Origin of the sequence: Enterobacter cloacae complex sp. IR5458, from assembly GCF_049238025.1 — a bacterium.
In the GTDB taxonomy this organism is placed as follows: Bacteria; Pseudomonadota; Gammaproteobacteria; order Enterobacterales; family Enterobacteriaceae; genus Enterobacter; species Enterobacter kobei.
The window spans coordinates 73038-90000 of sequence record NZ_JBMKIF010000011.1 but is presented as its reverse complement, the minus strand read 5'-3'; the positions used below and the strand labels follow the sequence as shown (position 1 = coordinate 90000).

10 protein-coding genes are annotated in these 16963 nt (G+C 57.2%); 8 read left to right on the top strand and 2 right to left on the bottom strand.

What is annotated here, in order from left to right; genetic code table 11:
• Window positions 1-12: 12 nt before the first annotated feature.
• Genes glgC through glgP form a run of 3 tightly spaced genes read left to right on the top strand, consistent with a single transcriptional unit; the run spans window position 13 to window position 5207 of the window.
• The gene (glgC, locus tag ACOTYN_RS11530; protein WP_023337914.1) at window positions 13-1308 is read left to right on the top strand and encodes a glucose-1-phosphate adenylyltransferase; all 1296 of its coding nucleotides are present in this window, start codon (window positions 13-15) and stop codon (window positions 1306-1308) included.
• The gene (glgA, locus tag ACOTYN_RS11525) at window positions 1308-2741 is read left to right on the top strand and encodes a glycogen synthase GlgA (RefSeq protein WP_023331499.1); all 1434 of its coding nucleotides are present in this window, start codon (window positions 1308-1310) and stop codon (window positions 2739-2741) included. Before glgC ends, glgA begins: the two co-directional genes overlap by 1 nt.
• Before the next feature lie 18 nt (window positions 2742-2759).
• Window positions 2760-5207, top strand: a complete 2448-nt coding sequence (glgP, locus tag ACOTYN_RS11520) for a glycogen phosphorylase (protein ID WP_014885554.1) — start codon at window positions 2760-2762, stop codon at window positions 5205-5207.
• A gap of 86 nt (window positions 5208-5293) precedes the next feature.
• On the opposite strand, the gene glpD is transcribed toward glgP, so the two are convergent.
• The gene (gene glpD / locus ACOTYN_RS11515; protein WP_014885553.1) at window positions 5294-6802 is read right to left on the bottom strand and encodes a glycerol-3-phosphate dehydrogenase; all 1509 of its coding nucleotides are present in this window, start codon (window positions 6800-6802) and stop codon (window positions 5294-5296) included.
• A gap of 286 nt (window positions 6803-7088) precedes the next feature.
• On the opposite strand from glpD, the gene glpE reads away from it, so the two are divergent.
• From glpE to ACOTYN_RS11500, 3 genes are read left to right on the top strand one after another with little or no spacing between them, the layout of a single operon-like run.
• The gene (glpE, locus tag ACOTYN_RS11510) at window positions 7089-7421 is read left to right on the top strand and encodes a thiosulfate sulfurtransferase GlpE (RefSeq protein WP_014885552.1); all 333 of its coding nucleotides are present in this window, start codon (window positions 7089-7091) and stop codon (window positions 7419-7421) included.
• 47 nt (window positions 7422-7468) lie between these two features.
• Complete coding sequence (gene glpG, locus ACOTYN_RS11505) at window positions 7469-8299, top strand: rhomboid family intramembrane serine protease GlpG (RefSeq protein WP_014885551.1); 831 nt, start codon at window positions 7469-7471, stop codon at window positions 8297-8299.
• 16 nt (window positions 8300-8315) lie between these two features.
• A complete protein-coding gene (locus tag ACOTYN_RS11500) occupies window positions 8316-9074 on the top strand; it encodes a DeoR/GlpR family transcriptional regulator (RefSeq protein WP_014885550.1) in 759 nt (252 codons plus the stop codon).
• A 98-nt stretch (window positions 9075-9172) separates the two neighbouring features.
• Here ACOTYN_RS11500 and malT read toward each other — a convergent pair whose 3' ends face one another.
• Window positions 9173-11878, bottom strand: coding sequence for an HTH-type transcriptional regulator MalT (malT, locus tag ACOTYN_RS11495; RefSeq protein WP_014885549.1), 2706 nt, complete (start codon window positions 11876-11878; stop codon window positions 9173-9175).
• Window positions 11879-12463: 585 nt separating this feature from the next.
• On the opposite strand from malT, the gene malP reads away from it, so the two are divergent.
• The gene (gene malP / locus ACOTYN_RS11490) at window positions 12464-14857 is read left to right on the top strand and encodes a maltodextrin phosphorylase (protein WP_047343549.1); all 2394 of its coding nucleotides are present in this window, start codon (window positions 12464-12466) and stop codon (window positions 14855-14857) included.
• Between the two features lie 9 nt (window positions 14858-14866).
• Entirely contained in the window at window positions 14867-16945 is a 2079-nt protein-coding gene (gene malQ / locus ACOTYN_RS11485) for a 4-alpha-glucanotransferase (RefSeq protein ID WP_050862876.1), read from the top strand.
• The last annotated feature ends 18 nt before the right edge of the window (window positions 16946-16963 follow it).

Sequence of the window (16963 nt, the reverse complement as noted above, 5' to 3'; positions counted from 1 at the left end):
AAGGAGTTAGTCATGGTTAGATTAGAGAAGAACGATCCCTTAATGTTGGCACGCCAGCTACCATTAAAAACGGTTGCCCTGATACTTGCGGGCGGGCGTGGTACCCGTCTGAAAGATTTGACCATCAAGCGCGCCAAGCCGGCCGTTCACTTTGGTGGTAAGTTCCGCATCATCGACTTTGCGCTCTCCAACTGCCTGAACTCAGGCATTCGCCGTATTGGCGTCATTACGCAGTATCAGTCGCACACGCTGGTTCAGCATATTCAGCGCGGCTGGTCATTCTTCAGTGAAGAGATGAACGAGTTTGTCGATCTCCTTCCTGCTCAGCAACGTGTTCACGGCGAGAACTGGTATCGCGGGACGGCGGATGCGGTGACGCAGAACCTCGACATCATTCGTCGCTATAACGCGGAATACATTGTGATCCTCGCCGGGGATCACATCTACAAGCAAGATTACTCCCACATGCTCATCGACCACGTCGAAAAAGGGGCGCGCTGCACCGTGGCGTGTCTGCCGGTGCCCGTTGCCGAGGCGACGGCGTTTGGCGTGATGCACGTGGACGCCGACGATAAAATCATCGACTTCGTCGAAAAACCGGCGAACCCGCCAACCATGCCGGGCGATGACACCAAATCCCTCGCCAGCATGGGGATCTATGTCTTTGATGCAGATTATCTTTATGAGCTGCTGGAAGACGACGACAAAGACGAAAACTCCAGCCACGACTTCGGTAAAGACATCATCCCGAAAATCACCAAAGCTGGCATGGCGTATGCACATCCTTTCCCGCTGTCCTGCGTGCAGTCAGACCCGAATGCCGAGCCTTACTGGCGCGATGTGGGCACGCTGGAAGCGTACTGGAAAGCGAACCTCGATCTGGCCTCAGTCACGCCTGAGCTGGATATGTACGACCAGAACTGGCCGATTCGTACCCACATGGAATCCTTGCCGCCGGCCAAATTCGTGCAGGACCGCTCCGGCAGCCACGGTATGACGCTGAACTCGCTGGTCTCTGGCGGGTGCATTATCTCCGGTTCGGTGGTGGTGCAGTCCGTGCTGTTCCCGCGCGTGCGGATAAATTCATTCTGTAATATCGATTCGGCGGTCTTATTGCCGGATGTCTGGGTAGGGCGTTCGTGTCGTCTGCGTCGTTGCGTGATCGACCGCGCCTGCGTCATCCCTGAGGGGATGGTCATCGGTGAAAACGCGGAAGAAGACGCGCGTCGTTTCTACCGTTCGGAAGAGGGGATCGTGTTAGTCACACGGGAAATGTTGCGGAAGCTGCAGATCAAACAGGAGCGATGATGCAGGTTTTACACGTATGTTCTGAGATGTTCCCGTTGTTAAAAACGGGCGGTCTGGCGGATGTTCTTGGTGCATTACCGGCGGCACAAATCGCCGGAGGCGTGGATACCCGAGTCCTGCTGCCTGCCTTCCCGGATATCCGGCGCGGCATTCCTGATGCAAAGGTTGTGACCCGCCGTGAGACGTTTGCCGGACGCATCACCCTGCTGTTTGGACATTACAATGGCGTAGGGATTTACCTGATCGACGCGCCACACTTATACGACCGACCGGGCAGCCCGTATCACGATACGAACCTGTTCGCCTATACCGACAACGTGCTGCGCTTTGCGCTGCTCGGCTGGGTCGGTGCAGAAATGGCGACGGGGCTGGATCCTTTCTGGCGTCCGGATGTGGTGCACGCGCACGACTGGCATGCCGGGCTGGCTCCGGCGTATCTCGCCGCGCGCGGTCACCCGGCAAAATCGGTCTTTACGGTGCATAACCTCGCCTATCAGGGGATGTACTACGCGCATCATATGAATGACATCGATCTGCCATGGTCGTTCTATAACATGCACGGGCTGGAGTTTAAGGGGCAGATTTCGTTCCTGAAGGCGGGGCTGTACTACGCCGATCACATCACGGCGGTCAGCCCAACCTATGCGCGAGAAATCACCCAGCCGGAGTTTGGCTACGGCATGGAAGGGCTACTGCAACAGCGCCATCGGGAAGGCCGCCTGTCGGGCATTCTGAACGGCGTGGATGAACAGATCTGGAGTCCGGAAACCGATCTCTTGCTGGCGGCACGCTATGGTCGCGATTCCGTGGAAGACAAAGCGGAAAACAAACGCCAGCTGCAGATTGCAATGGGGCTGAAGGTCAACGACAAAGTGCCGCTCTTCGCGGTGGTGAGCCGCCTGACCAGCCAGAAAGGGCTGGACCTGGTGCTGGAGGCGCTGCCCGGCTTGCTCGAGCAGGGCGGACAGCTGGCGCTGCTCGGCGCAGGCGACCCGGTGCTGCAGGAAGGTTTCCTCGCGGCGGCAGCGGAACACCCGGGGCAGGTGGGCGTGCAGATTGGTTACCACGAGGCATTTTCGCACCGCATTATGGGCGGCGCAGACGTCATTCTGGTGCCAAGCCGCTTCGAGCCCTGCGGCCTGACGCAGCTCTATGGCCTGAAATACGGCACCCTGCCGCTGGTACGCCGCACGGGCGGGCTGGCGGATACGGTGTCTGATAGCTCACTGGAAAATCTGGCGGACGGTATCGCCAGCGGGTTTGTTTTTGAAGACAGTAATGCCTGGTCGCTGCTTCGGGCGATTCGGCGTGCTTTCGTCTTGTGGTCCCGTCCGTCGCTGTGGCGTTACGTACAACGTCAGGCGATGTCCATGGACTTTAGCTGGCACGTTGCGGCGCAGTCGTACCGCGATCTTTATCAACGCTTGATGTAACGAGGCGAAGTTACTGATATGAATGCTCCATTTAGCTACTCTTCACCCACGCTCAGCGTTGAGGCGTTAAAGCACTCCATCGCCTATAAGCTGATGTTCACCATCGGGAAAGATCCGGTCATCGCCAACAAACACGAGTGGCTGAACGCCACTCTGTTTGCGGTGCGCGACCGTTTAGTTGAACGCTGGCTGCGATCAAACCGCGCCCAGCTCTCGCAGGAAACGCGTCAGGTTTACTACCTGTCGATGGAATTTTTGATTGGCCGCACGCTCTCCAACGCGCTGCTGTCGCTCGGCATTTACGACGACGTTAAAACCGCCCTCGAAGAGATGGGGCTGGATTTAGAAGAGCTGATTGACGAAGAGAACGACCCAGGCCTCGGCAACGGCGGCCTGGGGCGTCTTGCCGCCTGCTTCCTCGACTCGCTGGCGACCCTGGCGCTGCCGGGACGCGGGTACGGCATTCGCTACGACTACGGCATGTTCAAGCAGAACATCGTCGACGGGCGTCAGAAAGAGTCGCCGGACTACTGGCTGGAGTATGGCAACCCGTGGGAGTTCAAGCGTCACAATACCCGCTACAAGGTGCGCTTTGGCGGGCGTATTCAGCAGGAAGGTAAAAAATCCCGCTGGGTGGAGACCGAAGAGATCCTGGCCGTGGCCTACGACCAGATCATCCCCGGGTATGACACCGATGCCACCAACACGCTGCGCCTGTGGAGCGCCCAGGCCAGTAGCGAGATTAACCTCGGTAAATTTAATCAGGGTGACTATTTCGCCGCGGTGGAAGATAAAAACCACTCTGAAAACGTGTCCCGAGTGCTCTATCCCGATGACTCAACCTACTCCGGCCGCGAGCTGCGCCTGCGCCAGGAGTATTTCCTCGTCTCGGCGACGATTCAGGATATTCTCAGCCGCCATCACCAGCTGCACAAAACCTACGCCAATCTGGCGGAGAAAACCGCGATTCACCTCAACGACACGCACCCGGTGCTCTCTATTCCAGAGCTGATGCGCTTGCTTATCGACGAGCATAAGTTCAGCTGGGATGAGGCATTCGAAGTGACCTGCCAGGTGTTCTCGTACACCAACCACACGCTGATGAGCGAAGCGCTGGAAACCTGGCCGGTGGATATGCTCGGCAAAATCCTGCCGCGCCATCTGCAGATTATCTTCGAGATTAACGACTACTTCCTCAAGACGCTGCAGGAGCAGTACCCGAACGATACCGGCCTGCTGAGCCGGGCGTCGATCATTGATGAATCCAACGGTCGTCGCGTACGCATGGCCTGGCTGGCGGTAGTGATCAGCCACAAGGTAAACGGCGTGTCTGAGCTCCACTCAAACCTGATGGTGCAGTCGCTGTTTGCGGATTTCGCGAAGATCTTCCCGACGCGTTTCTGCAACGTGACCAACGGCGTCACGCCGCGTCGCTGGCTGGCGCTGGCGAACCAGCCGCTTTCTGACGTGCTGGATCAGAACATTGGCCGCACCTGGCGCACCGACCTGAGCCAGCTGAGCGAGCTGGAACAGCATATTGATTTCCCGACGGTGAACAAAGCCGTGCGCGAAGCCAAGCTGCTGAACAAAAAGCGTTTGTCGGTTTACCTTGCGCTGCATCTGAACGTGGTCGCCAACCCGAAAGCGTTGTTTGACGTGCAGATCAAACGTATTCACGAGTACAAGCGTCAGCTGATGAACGTGCTGCATGTGATTACCCACTACAACCGGATTAAGGCCGACCCGACGGCCGAGTGGGTGCCGCGCGTGAAAATCTTCGCCGGTAAAGCCGCTTCCGCCTATTACATGGCGAAGCACATTATCCATCTCATCAACGATGTGGCGAAGGTCGTCAACCTGGATCCGGATATTGGCGACAAGCTGAAGGTGGTGTTCATCCCGAACTACAGCGTAAGCCTGGCGCAGCTGATCATCCCGGCGGCGGATCTCTCTGAGCAGATTTCGACGGCGGGTACGGAAGCCTCCGGGACCAGTAACATGAAGTTTGCCCTCAACGGTGCGCTGACCATTGGCACCCTGGACGGGGCGAACGTTGAGATGCTGGAGCACGTAGGGGCTGAGAACATCTTTATCTTCGGGAACACCACGGAAGAAGTGGAGGCGCTGCGCAGAAAAGGCTACTCGCCGCGTGAGTTCTATGAAAAAGATGAAGAGTTACGTCAGGTACTGACGCAGATCGCGACCGGTGTATTCAGCCCGGACGAGCCGGGCCGCTATCGCGATCTGGTGGATTCGCTGATTAACTTTGGCGATCACTACCAGGTGCTGGCGGATTATCGCAGCTACGTGGACTGTCAGGATAAGGTGGACGAACTGTACCGTCAGCAGGAGAAGTGGACCAGTGCTGCGATGCATAACATCGCCAATATGGGGTATTTCTCGTCCGACAGGACCATTAAGGAGTATGCCGAGACGATCTGGCATATTGATCCGGTGAGGCTGTAAAAACATAGCCGGGTGGCGGCTTCGCCTTACCCGGCCTACTCGATCCCGTAGGCCCGGTAAGCGTAGCGCCACCGGGCTTTTTTACATCAAGACGCTAACGACAGCTCACGCTTTCCCGCATGCTGCTGCAGCCACTGCGCCACACGCGACTGCTGTTCGGCATTCAGCCACATCCCTTCTTTGGTACGGCGCCAGATGGCGTCGTCCAGGCGGCGAACCCACTCGTGCTCGACCAGGTAACGCAGCTCGGCTTCGTACAGCTCGTGACCGAAATGCTCGCCCAGATCCGCAATGTCCTTCGCATCACCGAGGAACAGCTCGGTATTGCTGCCGTAGGTGCGTGCGTAGTGGCGCGCCATGCCTTCGGTAATGAACGGGAAGCGACGGCGCAGCTTCGCGGCATAATCGTCGCGGTTGTCGCCGATATCACCGCCGGGCAATACCGCCCCTTTGGTCCATGCCGGGCCAATGCCCTTATAGTACGGAGCCAGTTTTTCCAGCGCGTGCTCCGCCAGCTTGCGGTAGGTGGTGAGCTTGCCGCCAAACACCGACAGCAGCGGCGCCTGGCCGTCTACGTCGTGAATATCGAGCGTATAGTCGCGGGTGATGGCCTGCGGTGAGTCAGACTCGTCATCGCACAGAGGACGCACGCCGGAGTAAGTCCATACCACGTCATCGCGGGACAGCTGTTTCTTAAAGTGTGCGTTATACACTTTAAGGAGGTAGTTCACTTCGCTCTCGTCGATCTCAACGTTTTTCGGATCGCCTTTGTACTCCACGTCGGTGGTGCCGATGATCGAGAATTCGTCCATCCACGGGATCACAAACACGATGCGCTTATCTTCGTTCTGTAGAATGTACGCTTGTTTTTGCGTGTGTACGCGCGGCACCACAATATGGCTGCCCTTGATCAGGCGGATGCCGTACGGCGAAGGCAGATGCATGCCGTCGTCGAAGAACTGCTTCACCCACGGACCGGTGGCGTTCACCAGACCGCGCGCTTTCCAGCTGAATTTCTCGCCGGTATCAATGTCTTCTGCTTCGACGATCCACAGGCCGTTTTCACGGCGCGCGGCGGTAGCGCGGGTACGGGTTTTCACCTCGCCACCTTTCTTCTCCACCATCTGCGCATTCGCCAGCACGAGACGTGCATCGTCCACCCAGCAGTCGGAATATTCGAAACCGCGCACGATTTCAGGCTTCAGGACCGATTCTGAGCCAAAACGCAAACCGTTCGAACCCGGCAGGCTGGTGCGTTTACCCAGATGATCGTACATAAACAGACCAATTCGGATCATCCACGCCGGACGCAGGTGCGGGCGATGGGGCAGACGGAAACGCATCGGGATCGCCAGATGCGGCGCCATTTTTAGCAGCACTTCACGTTCGGCCAGCGCTTCACTGACCAGGCGGAATTCGTAGTGTTCCAGGTAGCGCAGGCCACCGTGGATCAGCTTGGAGCTGGCGGACGACGTCGCGCAGGCGAGATCGTTAGCTTCCAGCATCAGCACGGATAAACCGCGTCCTGCGGCATCGACCGCAATACCGGCACCGTTGATGCCACCGCCTATCACAATCAGATCTTTGGTTTCCATAACACCCTCATGCACTTTCGTTAAAGCTCAAAAATGTTCGATATCGCTCATAATAGCAAAGGAACGCGCTTTTGGTAACATCAAAAAAACAATTTAGAGTGATATGGATAACATAATGGCGTTTACCCGCCGCCAGGACGTACACTACGGGGTAAAATAGTGCGGTCTGATGCCCTCACCCCAGCCCTCTCCCACGGGGAGAGGGGGATCCGTTTCCCTCTCCCTCCGGGAGAGGGTAGGGTGAGGGGGAAAACCGCACCACACCCGAATATAAGATGAGAACACCATGGATCAGTTTGAATGTATTAACGTAGAAGAAGCCCATCAGAAGATGCACCAGGGAACGGCGGTGCTGGTGGATATCCGCGATCCGCAGAGTTTTGCGATGGGCCATACGCCGGGCGCGTTCCATCTCACCAACGACACGCTGGGCGCGTTTATGCGCGATAACGACTTCGATACGCCGGTGATGGTGATGTGTTACCACGGCAACAGCAGCAAAGGCGCGGCGCAGTATCTGCTTCAGCAGGGCTACGACGCGGTGTACAGCGTCGACGGCGGCTTCGATGCCTGGCATCGTCATTTCCCGGCAGAAGTGGAATACGCCTTTGAGCGCTAATCCCGCTATACTGTTCCCTTTTGTGTGGAAATAAGCGACCGCTGCCCATGTTGATGATCACCTCTTTTACCAATCCGCGCGTCGCCCAGGCGTTTGTCGACTATATGGCAACGCAGGGCGTTATTCTGACCATTCAGCAACATACGCAGACCGATGTCTGGCTGGCCGATGAGAGCCAGGCCGGGCGGGTAAACGAGGAGCTGGCGCGTTTTCTTGAGAATCCTGGCGACCCGCGCTATCTGGCGGCAAGCTGGCAATCCGGCCAGACGGGCAGCGGATTGCATTACAGTCGTTTTCCTTTTCTTGCCACGATTCGCGAGCGCGCAGGGCCGTTTACGCTGCTGCTGATGGCCGCCTGTATTATCGTCTTCATTATCATGAACGTGGTGGGCGACCAGAGCGTGATGATCGCCCTGGCGTGGCCGTATGACCCCTCTCTGGAGTTTGACGTCTGGCGCTACTTCACTCATGCGCTGATGCACTTCTCAGTGATGCATATTCTCTTCAACCTGCTGTGGTGGTGGTATCTCGGCGGGATTGTCGAGAAGCGACTCGGCAGCGGTAAGCTGATCGTAATCACCGTGATTAGCGCCCTGTTGAGCGGCTACGTGCAGCATAAATTCAGCGGCCCGTGGTTCGGTGGTCTGTCGGGCGTCGTCTACGCCCTGATGGGCTATGTCTGGCTTCGCGGAGAGCGCGACCCGGAAAGCGGCATCTATTTACAACGCGGATTAATAGCCTTTGCGTTAATATGGCTAATTGCCGGATGGTTTGATCTGTTTGGTATGTCTATCGCCAATGGTGCGCACGTCACTGGCCTGGCGGTCGGGCTGGCAATGGCGCTTGCCGACACGCTCCATGCGCGAAAACGAACATAATTCTCAGGGATAATTGATGAAACAAACACAACGTCATGACGCCATTATCGAACTGGTCAAAAAACAGGGATACGTCAGCACCGAAGAGCTCGTCGAGCAGTTTGCCGTCAGCCCGCAAACGATCCGTCGTGACCTGAACGATCTGGCCGATCAGAACCGTATTTTGCGCCACCACGGCGGGGCGGCGCTGCCGTCCAGCTCGGTCAACACCTCCTGGCATGACCGTAAAGCCACGCAGACGGCGGAAAAAGAACGCATAGCCCGTAAAGTGGCGAGCCAAATCCCAAACGGGGCGACGCTGTTTATTGACATCGGCACCACGCCGGAAGCGGTTGCTCACGCGCTGCTGGATCACGAGAACCTGCGCGTGGTCACTAACAACCTGAACGTCGCCAACACTCTGATGCAGAAAGACGATTTCCGGATCATCCTCGCCGGTGGTGAACTGCGCAGCCGCGACGGGGGCATTATCGGTGAAGCGACGCTCGACTTTATCTCTCAGTTCCGCCTCGACTTCGGCATTCTGGGGATCAGCGGTATCGACAGCGACGGCTCGCTGCTGGAGTTTGATTACCACGAGGTGCGCACCAAGCGCGCGATTATTGAAAATTCACGCCACGTGATGCTGGTGGTGGACCATTCGAAGTTTGGCCGTAACGCGATGGTGAACATGGGCAGCATCAGCATTGTGGATGCGGTCTACACCGACGCGATGCCGCCAGCGGGCGTGATGCAGGTGATTAAAGATAATAATTTGCAGTTAGAATTGTGCTAGGAATTGTGTCGGGTGGCGCTGCGCTTACGCGACCTACAAATTGTTCTCCCTCTCCCTGTGGGAGAGGGCCGGGGTGAGGGCATCAGGCCGCACAAAACCTAAACGCCATACCCCATCATCTTCAAGAGCTGCTGCGCATGCTGTACCGCATCCTGACGATGCGCCACACCCAGCTTCTGATACAGATTACGAATGTGCGTTTTGATGGTGGTCGCCGCCACCGCCAGCTCACCGGCAATCTGCTCGTTGCTGTAGCCGGAATAGATCAGCCCCAGCACCTGCCATTCCCGCTGGGTGAGCGGGCTGGTGCGAATAAGCTCCGGCACTTCCGGATGGTTCAGCAGACGTTCAACGAAGTTCTCATCAAAATGCGCAAATTTGTGGCGATGATGCTGGTTAATCTCGCGCAGAATACGCTGAGCACGATGCTGATCCAGCTCCGGCAGGGTATTCAGCTGAATCAGCTGGCGCAGCTGTTGCGCCATCACTTCACCTTCAATCACAAAGTGGCTGATAAACCCGGTACGGTTCGCCAGCTGCAGCGCTTCCAGCAGCACGCGCTGGGCGTCATTTTTGCGTCCCGCCTGCCAGTAAAGCTGGTTAAGCAGCAGCAGGTTGCGGTTCAGATCGCTCATCAGGCGCAGGCTACGGGCGTTTTCGTTTAACTCTTCCAGTACGATCTCGGCAGGCTCGAAGTCACCCAGCAGGATCTGCACGCGGGCGATGTTGCGCCACTGGCTTTGCAGGAAGTGGTTATTGGCAAACTCTGGTTTTGGCGTATGACGCAGCCAGTTGGCGGCGGATTTTTTATCCCCCGTCATCTGCCAGTAAATCACCCGGACCTTATCGGCGTTTGACACCCAGTCGCTGTGGTACTGGCCGTTGCCGAGCAGGTTTTCCAGACGGTTAAGGTGATTGCGGGCGTTATCGAGATCGCCGCGCGCCAGCGAGCACTGCACCAGCAGCGCCAGGCACTGCAACTGCTGCTGCGGCTGGAAGCCAGAGAGCACGTTCACACCCTGACGGGCGCAGCTTTCTGCTTCATCGAGGCGCGACCATGCCCACAGCAGCTGAGCGCGAATGCGCAACAGGAACTCGTGCATCGGCAGCTGTTCCAGATGCTGTTCACGAATCAGCTGGAACGCTTTTTCCTGATTTTCCCAGGCAGCCTGCAGGAACCCCTGAGCGAATAAAATTTCACTTTGCTGAATCAGACTCCACAGGGCGTAGTGCCACACATCATGGCGGCGCGCCATCTGCTCGGTTTGCTGCATCAGGGAAAGGGAACGCGTCAGCTCGCCCTTGCAGTGCAGTACTTCCCCGTGTACCGAGGTCGCCACGATGCGGCTGTAGAAATTAGCCAGCGGCAGTTCATCCAGCGCGACCATCGCCAGCCGTTCCGCTTCATCCGGGTCGCCGTCGTTAATTGCGACCTGCGCCCGCAGGGCGTTAAATTCGCCGTGCAGGGTAGTATCCATTTCACTTTCCATCTCCTGCTCGGCACGCGCCAGCAGGGTATTGACCTCACTGTAGCGGTGCTGGCTTTGCATCAGCCAGGCCTGCAGCAGAACCAGACGCGGGTTCTCCAGCAGGCTCTCCCACGGCAGGGCTTTCAGCGACTCTTCCAGCAGCGTCAGTTCGCTGTGGTTAAACAGCCCCCACGCGTGGTTGAGCAGAATATCGCGCAGCATACTGGCGTCACCGGCAGCCAGCGCGTGGTGAATGGCCTCGCTCGGGAAGCCTTGCGCCATCCAGCTTTCAGCGGCGGCGCGATGGATTTCCGGCAGTTCTGTGGCAAGCTCCCACTGACAGCGCTGGCGCAGGAAGCTACCAAACAAGGGATGGTAGCTGAACCACTCGCCGGGATCGTCCATGCGTGTCAGGAACAGGCCCTGACGTTCAATCTCTTCCAGCTGTAACTGGCCGTTTTCACAGCCGGTAACGCGCACGATCAGCGCGTCGTTCATCGAACGCAGCAGGGAGCTTTTCAGCAGGAAATGACGGGTTGAAGGATCAACGCTGTCCAGCACCTCGTCCACCAGATAATCAGAGAGATGGCTGGCGTTGATACCGGCCAGACGCCGTGCCGACTGGTGTGTCGGGCTGTTGTTTTGCCGCGCAGAGAGGGCAATCAGCTGCAACGCCGTGGCCCAGCCCGCGACGTCATCGCACAGGCGGCTGCTTTCAGCGGCCTCAATCGGCGAGGTCAGACGACAGTCGAAGAACTGTTTCGCTTCCTGATGGGTAAAGGCCAACTGCTGGCTGCCAATCTCCAGCAGCTGATCGCGCACGCGCAGGTTGGCAATGCCCAGCTGCGGCAGGTTGCGCGACAGCACCACCAGGGTCAGGTTTTCCGGTTGATGGCGCAGGAAGAAACGCATCGACTCGTGGATAACCGGATTTGAAATCAGATGATAATCATCAATTACCACATAAAGCGGGCGATGCCATTCAGCCAGTTCAATGAACAGCTGAGAGAAAAGGGAGGACAGGCTGGCGTACTGGCGCTTTTGCACCATCACCTCACTGGCGACGCAGTGTCCATTCGTGGCCTGTTGAATGGCAGCAATCAGATAGCTGGCAAAACGCTCTTGCTGGTTATCGCCCTCATCAAGGGAGTACCAGCCAAGATCGCTCTTACCTGCGGCCCATTGCGAAATGAGCGTTGTTTTTCCATAACCTGCAGGGCTCGTAACCAGCGCCAGTCGGAAATTATGCGCGCCGGAAAGTTTAGCCAGCAGACGCTCGCGGACCACTGTATGGTCGAGACGAACCGGGCGACTTAATTTAGACGGAATCAACATAGGTTTCACTTCACTGTGGGGAACGAGAGATTTTATTTTTTTTGCGCTTCGTAATTAATAGCTATAAGGTCGGACAGATAGAGAACTATTGCAAGTTATGTCTGGATTTGGTGGCTCTGAATTTGCACTCTGTCACAAAACATTCAGGCAGATGATGGAACTTTCCTGAAAGGGCTGTGACGCCGCGCCAGTGCTGGCTTGTATGGTTCTCTTGCGGTTATGCTGAAACTGGTTTCAGAAAGGGATAGTGACGCCAAATTTAATAAAGTCCGGGTAAAGTTCAGTGAGCTTAATAATCTCCTTAGATATGACCCAATTGCAGAAATATTATTCTACGTAAGTAATCATTTCAGCGCGGATTAATTTCATCCGAAACTGCATTTCATTTCTTTGACATTCTTCCCGGTGACGTTTTCCTCTTCCGGGCACACTCAGGCTATGCTCTGAGAGTGGCCTCGATCACACTTTTATGCTCATCCCCGCTACTCCTCCCTGTCTAATCCCCCACAGGATGAGGAAGAGGTGAAATGAGCCAGGCACACTAGCGCCAACTTGTGTTTTCTTTCTAAAGGATGCCGATCCCCTATGTCACAGCCTACCTTCAACAAAGCTCAATTCCAGGCTGCCCTGACGCGTCAGTGGCAGCGTTTTGGCCTTCATGCTGCAAACGAGATGACGCCTCACCAGTGGTGGCAGGCGGTGAGCGGGGCGCTCGCAGAGCAGCTGGATGCTCAACCCGTGGCGAAGCCCGTCAAAGGCCAGCGTCACGTCAACTATATCTCGATGGAATTCCTGATTGGCCGCCTGACGGGCAACAATCTGCTGAACCTTGGGTGGTATCAGGAGGTGGGTGATGTGCTTAAAGCGCACGACATCAACCTGACTGACCTGCTGGAAGAAGAGATTGACCCGGCTCTCGGTAACGGTGGTCTGGGTCGCCTGGCGGCCTGCTTCCTTGACTCCATGGCAACGGTTGGCCAGTCCGCCATTGGCTATGGCCTCAACTATCAGTATGGCCTGTTCCGTCAGTCGTTCGCTGATGGTCACCAGATGGAAGCGCCAGATGACTGGCACCGCAATACCTACCCGTGGTTCCGCCACAATGCGCAGCTGGACGTGCAGGTCGGCATCGGTGGGAAAGTCACAAAGCAAGGCCTCTGGGAACCGGCTTTCACCATCACCGGTGAAGCCTGGGATCTGCCGGTGCTTGGCTACCGTAACGGCGTGGCGCAGCCGCTGCGCCTGTGGCAGGCGAAGCACGCTCATCCGTTCAACCTGACCAAATTCAACGACGGCGATTTCCTGCGTGCCGAGCAGCAGGGTATCGACGCCGAGAAGCTGACCAAAGTCCTCTACCCGAACGACAACCATCTGGCGGGTAAAAAGCTGCGTCTGATGCAGCAGTATTTCCAGTGCGCCTGCTCCGTGGCGGACATTCTGCGCCGTCATCACCTGGCGGGTCGCAAGCTGGCACAGCTGCCGGACTTCGAAGTGATTCAGCTCAACGACACGCACCCGACCATCGCCATTCCTGAACTGCTGCGCGTGCTGATCGACGAGCATCAGCTGAGCTGGGATGACGCCTGGGCGATTACCAGCCGCACCTTCGCCTACACCAACCACACCCTGATGCCGGAAGCGCTGGAGTGCTGGGATGAGAAGCTGGTGAAAGCGCTGCTGCCGCGCCATATGCAGATCATCAACAAGATTAACGATCGGTTTAAAACCCTGGTGGATAAAACCTGGCCAGGCAATAAAGCGGTCTGGGCGAAGCTGGCAGTGGTCCACGATAAGCAGGTTCGCATGGCGAACATGTGCGTGGTGAGCGGCTTTGCGGTGAACGGCGTAGCGGCCCTGCACTCTGATCTGGTGGTTAAAGATCTGTTCCCGGAATATCACCAGCTGTGGCCGACCAAATTCCACAACGTGACCAACGGCATCACGCCGCGTCGCTGGATCAAGCAGTGCAACCCGCTGCTGGCCGATCTGCTGGATAAGACCCTGAAGAAAGAGTGGGCCAACGATCTGGACCAGCTCATCAACCTGGAAAAATACGCGGATGACGCGAAGTTCCGCGAGCAGTACCGTGCCATCAAGCTGGAGAACAAAGTTCGTCTGGCAGCGTTTGTGAAAGCGCGCACCGGGATTGAGATCAACCCGAATGCCATTTTCGATATCCAGATCAAGCGCCTGCATGAGTACAAACGTCAGCACCTTAACCTGCTGCACATCCTGGCGCTGTATAAAGAGATCCGCGAGAACCCGCAGGCCGACCGCGTGCCGCGCGTGTTCCTGTTCGGTGCGAAAGCGGCACCGGGCTACTACCTGGCGAAAAATATCATCCTCGCCATTAATAAAGTGGCGGCGGCGATCAACAACGATCCGAAGGTGGGCGACAAGCTGAAGGTGGTGTTCCTGCCGGATTACTGCGTCTCGGCGGCTGAAATGCTGATCCCGGCGGCGGATATTTCCGAGCAGATCTCGACCGCAGGGAAAGAGGCCTCCGGCACCGGTAACATGAAGCTGGCGCTGAACGGTGCGCTGACCGTTGGCACGCTGGACGGTGCGAACGTCGAAATCGCTGAGCAGGTCGGTGAAGAGAATATCTTCATCTTCGGTCATACCGTGGAAGAGGTGAAAGCCATCAAGGCCAAAGGCTACGACCCGGTGAAATGGCGTAAGAAAGACAAAGTGCTGGATGCGGTGCTGAAAGAGCTGGAGAGCGGTAAATACAGCGACGGTGACAAGCACGCGTTTGACCAGATGCTGCACAGCATGGACAAGCATGGCGGTGACCCGTATCTGGTGATGGCCGATTTCACTGCCTATGTGGACGCGCAAAAGCAGGTCGACGTGCTGTATCGCGACCAGGACGCGTGGACCCGGGCATGCATTCTGAACACGGCGCGCTGCGGTATGTTCAGCTCTGACCGCTCAATCCGTGATTATCAGGCTCGTATCTGGCAGGCAAAACGCTAAGGAAGCGCGATGGAGAGTAAACGTCTGGACAGTGCCGCGCAGGCGGCGGGAATTAGCCTCAGTTACATCAATGCGCACGGCAAACCGCAGTCTATTGGTGCGGACACCAAAAGACGTTTGCTGAATGCCATGCACAAAGCCGACGCGAAAGCGTCGGCACTACCGGTGCCAAACGTAAAGGTCTTTACTGCGGGCAAAAAAATGTCGCTAACGGTGGAGGGGCGCGGCGAGTTTAGCTGGCTGCTCACCACCGAAGAGGGGCATCAGCATAAAGGCCACGCCACCGGCGGCAAAGCGTTTAACCTTCCGGCGAAACTGCCGGAGGGCTATCACAGCCTGACGCTCACCCAGGACGAGCAGCGTTTTCACTGCCGGGTGATCGTCGCGCCAAAACGCTGCTATGAGCCGCAGGCGCTGCTCGAAGGCAAAAAGCTGTGGGGCGCCTGCGTGCAGCTCTACACGCTGCGTTCCGACAGCAACTGGGGTATCGGCGATTTTGGCGATCTGAAGAATATGCTGGCCTCCGTGGGTGAGCGCGGCGGCGCGTTCATCGGCCTCAACCCGATCCACGCGCTCTATCCGGCGAACCCGGAAAGCGCCAGCCCGTACAGCCCGTCCTCCCGTCGCTGGCTGAACGTCATTTATATCGACGTTAACGCGTTGGATGATTTTAAAAACAGTAAAGACGCGCAGGCGTGGTGGAAGCTTGAGACCACGAAGCAGATGCTGAAACAGGCCCGCGAAGCGGACTGGGTCGATTACGCTACTGTGACCGCGCTAAAAATGGCGGCGCTGCGTCTGGCCTGGAAAGGCTTTGCTAAGCGCAATGACGATCAGATGGCGGCCTTCCGCCAGTTTGTGGCGCAGGAAGGCGAAAGCCTCTACTGGCAGGCGGCATTCGATGCGCTGCACGCGCATCAGGTGAAAGAGGACGAAATGCGCTGGGGCTGGCCGGTCTGGCCGGAAGCGTACCAGTCCGTGGACACCCCGGAAGTCAAAGCCTTCTGTAAAACGCATGCCGACGAGGTGGACTTCTATCTGTGGCTGCAGTGGCTGGCCTATAGCCAGTTTGCCGCCTGCTGGCAGGTAAGCCAGGGCTACAACATGCCGATCGGCCTGTATCGCGATCTGGCCGTCGGCGTGGCAGAAGGGGGCGCGGAAACCTGGTGTGACCGTGAGCTTTACTGCCTGAAAGCGTCCGTCGGTGCGCCGCCGGATATCCTTGGGCCGCTCGGTCAGAACTGGGGCTTGCCGCCGATGGATCCGCACGTGATGGCGGCGCGCGCGTACGAGCCGTTTATCGACCTGCTGCGTGCGAACATGCAAAACTGTGGCGCGCTGCGTATTGACCACGTCATGTCCGTACTGCGCCTGTGGTGGATCCCTTACGGCGAAACGGCCGATCACGGCGCGTACGTCCAGTATCCGGTAGACGATCTGCTGTCGATCCTGGCCCTGGAGAGTAAGCGTCACCAGTGTATGGTGATCGGGGAAGATCTCGGTACCGTGCCGGTGGAAATTGTCAGCAAGCTCCGCGACAGCGGCGTGTACTCCTATAAAGTGCTCTATTTTGAAAACGACCATGAGAAAACCTTCCGCGCGCCGAAAGCGTATCCAGAACAGTCAATGGCAGTCGCGACGACGCATGATCTTCCTACGCTCAGAGGCTACTGGGAAAGCGGCGATCTGACGCTCGGGAAAACGCTGGGTCTCTATCCTGATGAAGAGGTTCTGCGCGGGCTGTATCAGGATCGCGAGCTGGCGAAGCAGGGGCTGCTGGATGCGCTGCATAAGCATGGCTGCCTGCCGAAGCGCGCCGGTCACAAGGCGTCGCTGATGGCGATGACGCCAACGCTCAACCGCGGTTTGCAGCGCTATATTGCCGACAGCAACAGCGCTCTGCTTGGCCTTCAGCCGGAAGACTGGATTGATATGGCGGAGCCGGTGAACATCCCGGGCACCAGCTATCAGTACAAGAACTGGCGTCGCAAATTGTCCACAACGCTTGAGAAGATGTTTGCCGATGACGGGGTGAACAGGCTGATTAAGGATTTGGATAAGCGGCGAAAAGCGGCTGCTAAGAAGTGATAAAAAACCCGCCAGTGG

Coding starts and splice junctions, on each gene's coding strand:
- glgC (WP_023337914.1), top strand. CDS start 13: ATGGTTAGATTAGAGAAGAACGATCCCTTAATGTTGGCACGCCAGCTA.
- glgA (WP_023331499.1), top strand. CDS start 1,308: ATGCAGGTTTTACACGTATGTTCTGAGATGTTCCCGTTGTTAAAAACG.
- glgP (WP_014885554.1), top strand. CDS start 2,760: ATGAATGCTCCATTTAGCTACTCTTCACCCACGCTCAGCGTTGAGGCG.
- glpD (WP_014885553.1), bottom strand. CDS start 6,802: ATGGAAACCAAAGATCTGATTGTGATAGGCGGTGGCATCAACGGTGCC.
- glpE (WP_014885552.1), top strand. CDS start 7,089: ATGGATCAGTTTGAATGTATTAACGTAGAAGAAGCCCATCAGAAGATG.
- glpG (WP_014885551.1), top strand. CDS start 7,469: ATGTTGATGATCACCTCTTTTACCAATCCGCGCGTCGCCCAGGCGTTT.
- ACOTYN_RS11500 (WP_014885550.1), top strand. CDS start 8,316: ATGAAACAAACACAACGTCATGACGCCATTATCGAACTGGTCAAAAAA.
- malT (WP_014885549.1), bottom strand. CDS start 11,878: ATGTTGATTCCGTCTAAATTAAGTCGCCCGGTTCGTCTCGACCATACA.
- malP (WP_047343549.1), top strand. CDS start 12,464: ATGTCACAGCCTACCTTCAACAAAGCTCAATTCCAGGCTGCCCTGACG.
- malQ (WP_050862876.1), top strand. CDS start 14,867: ATGGAGAGTAAACGTCTGGACAGTGCCGCGCAGGCGGCGGGAATTAGC.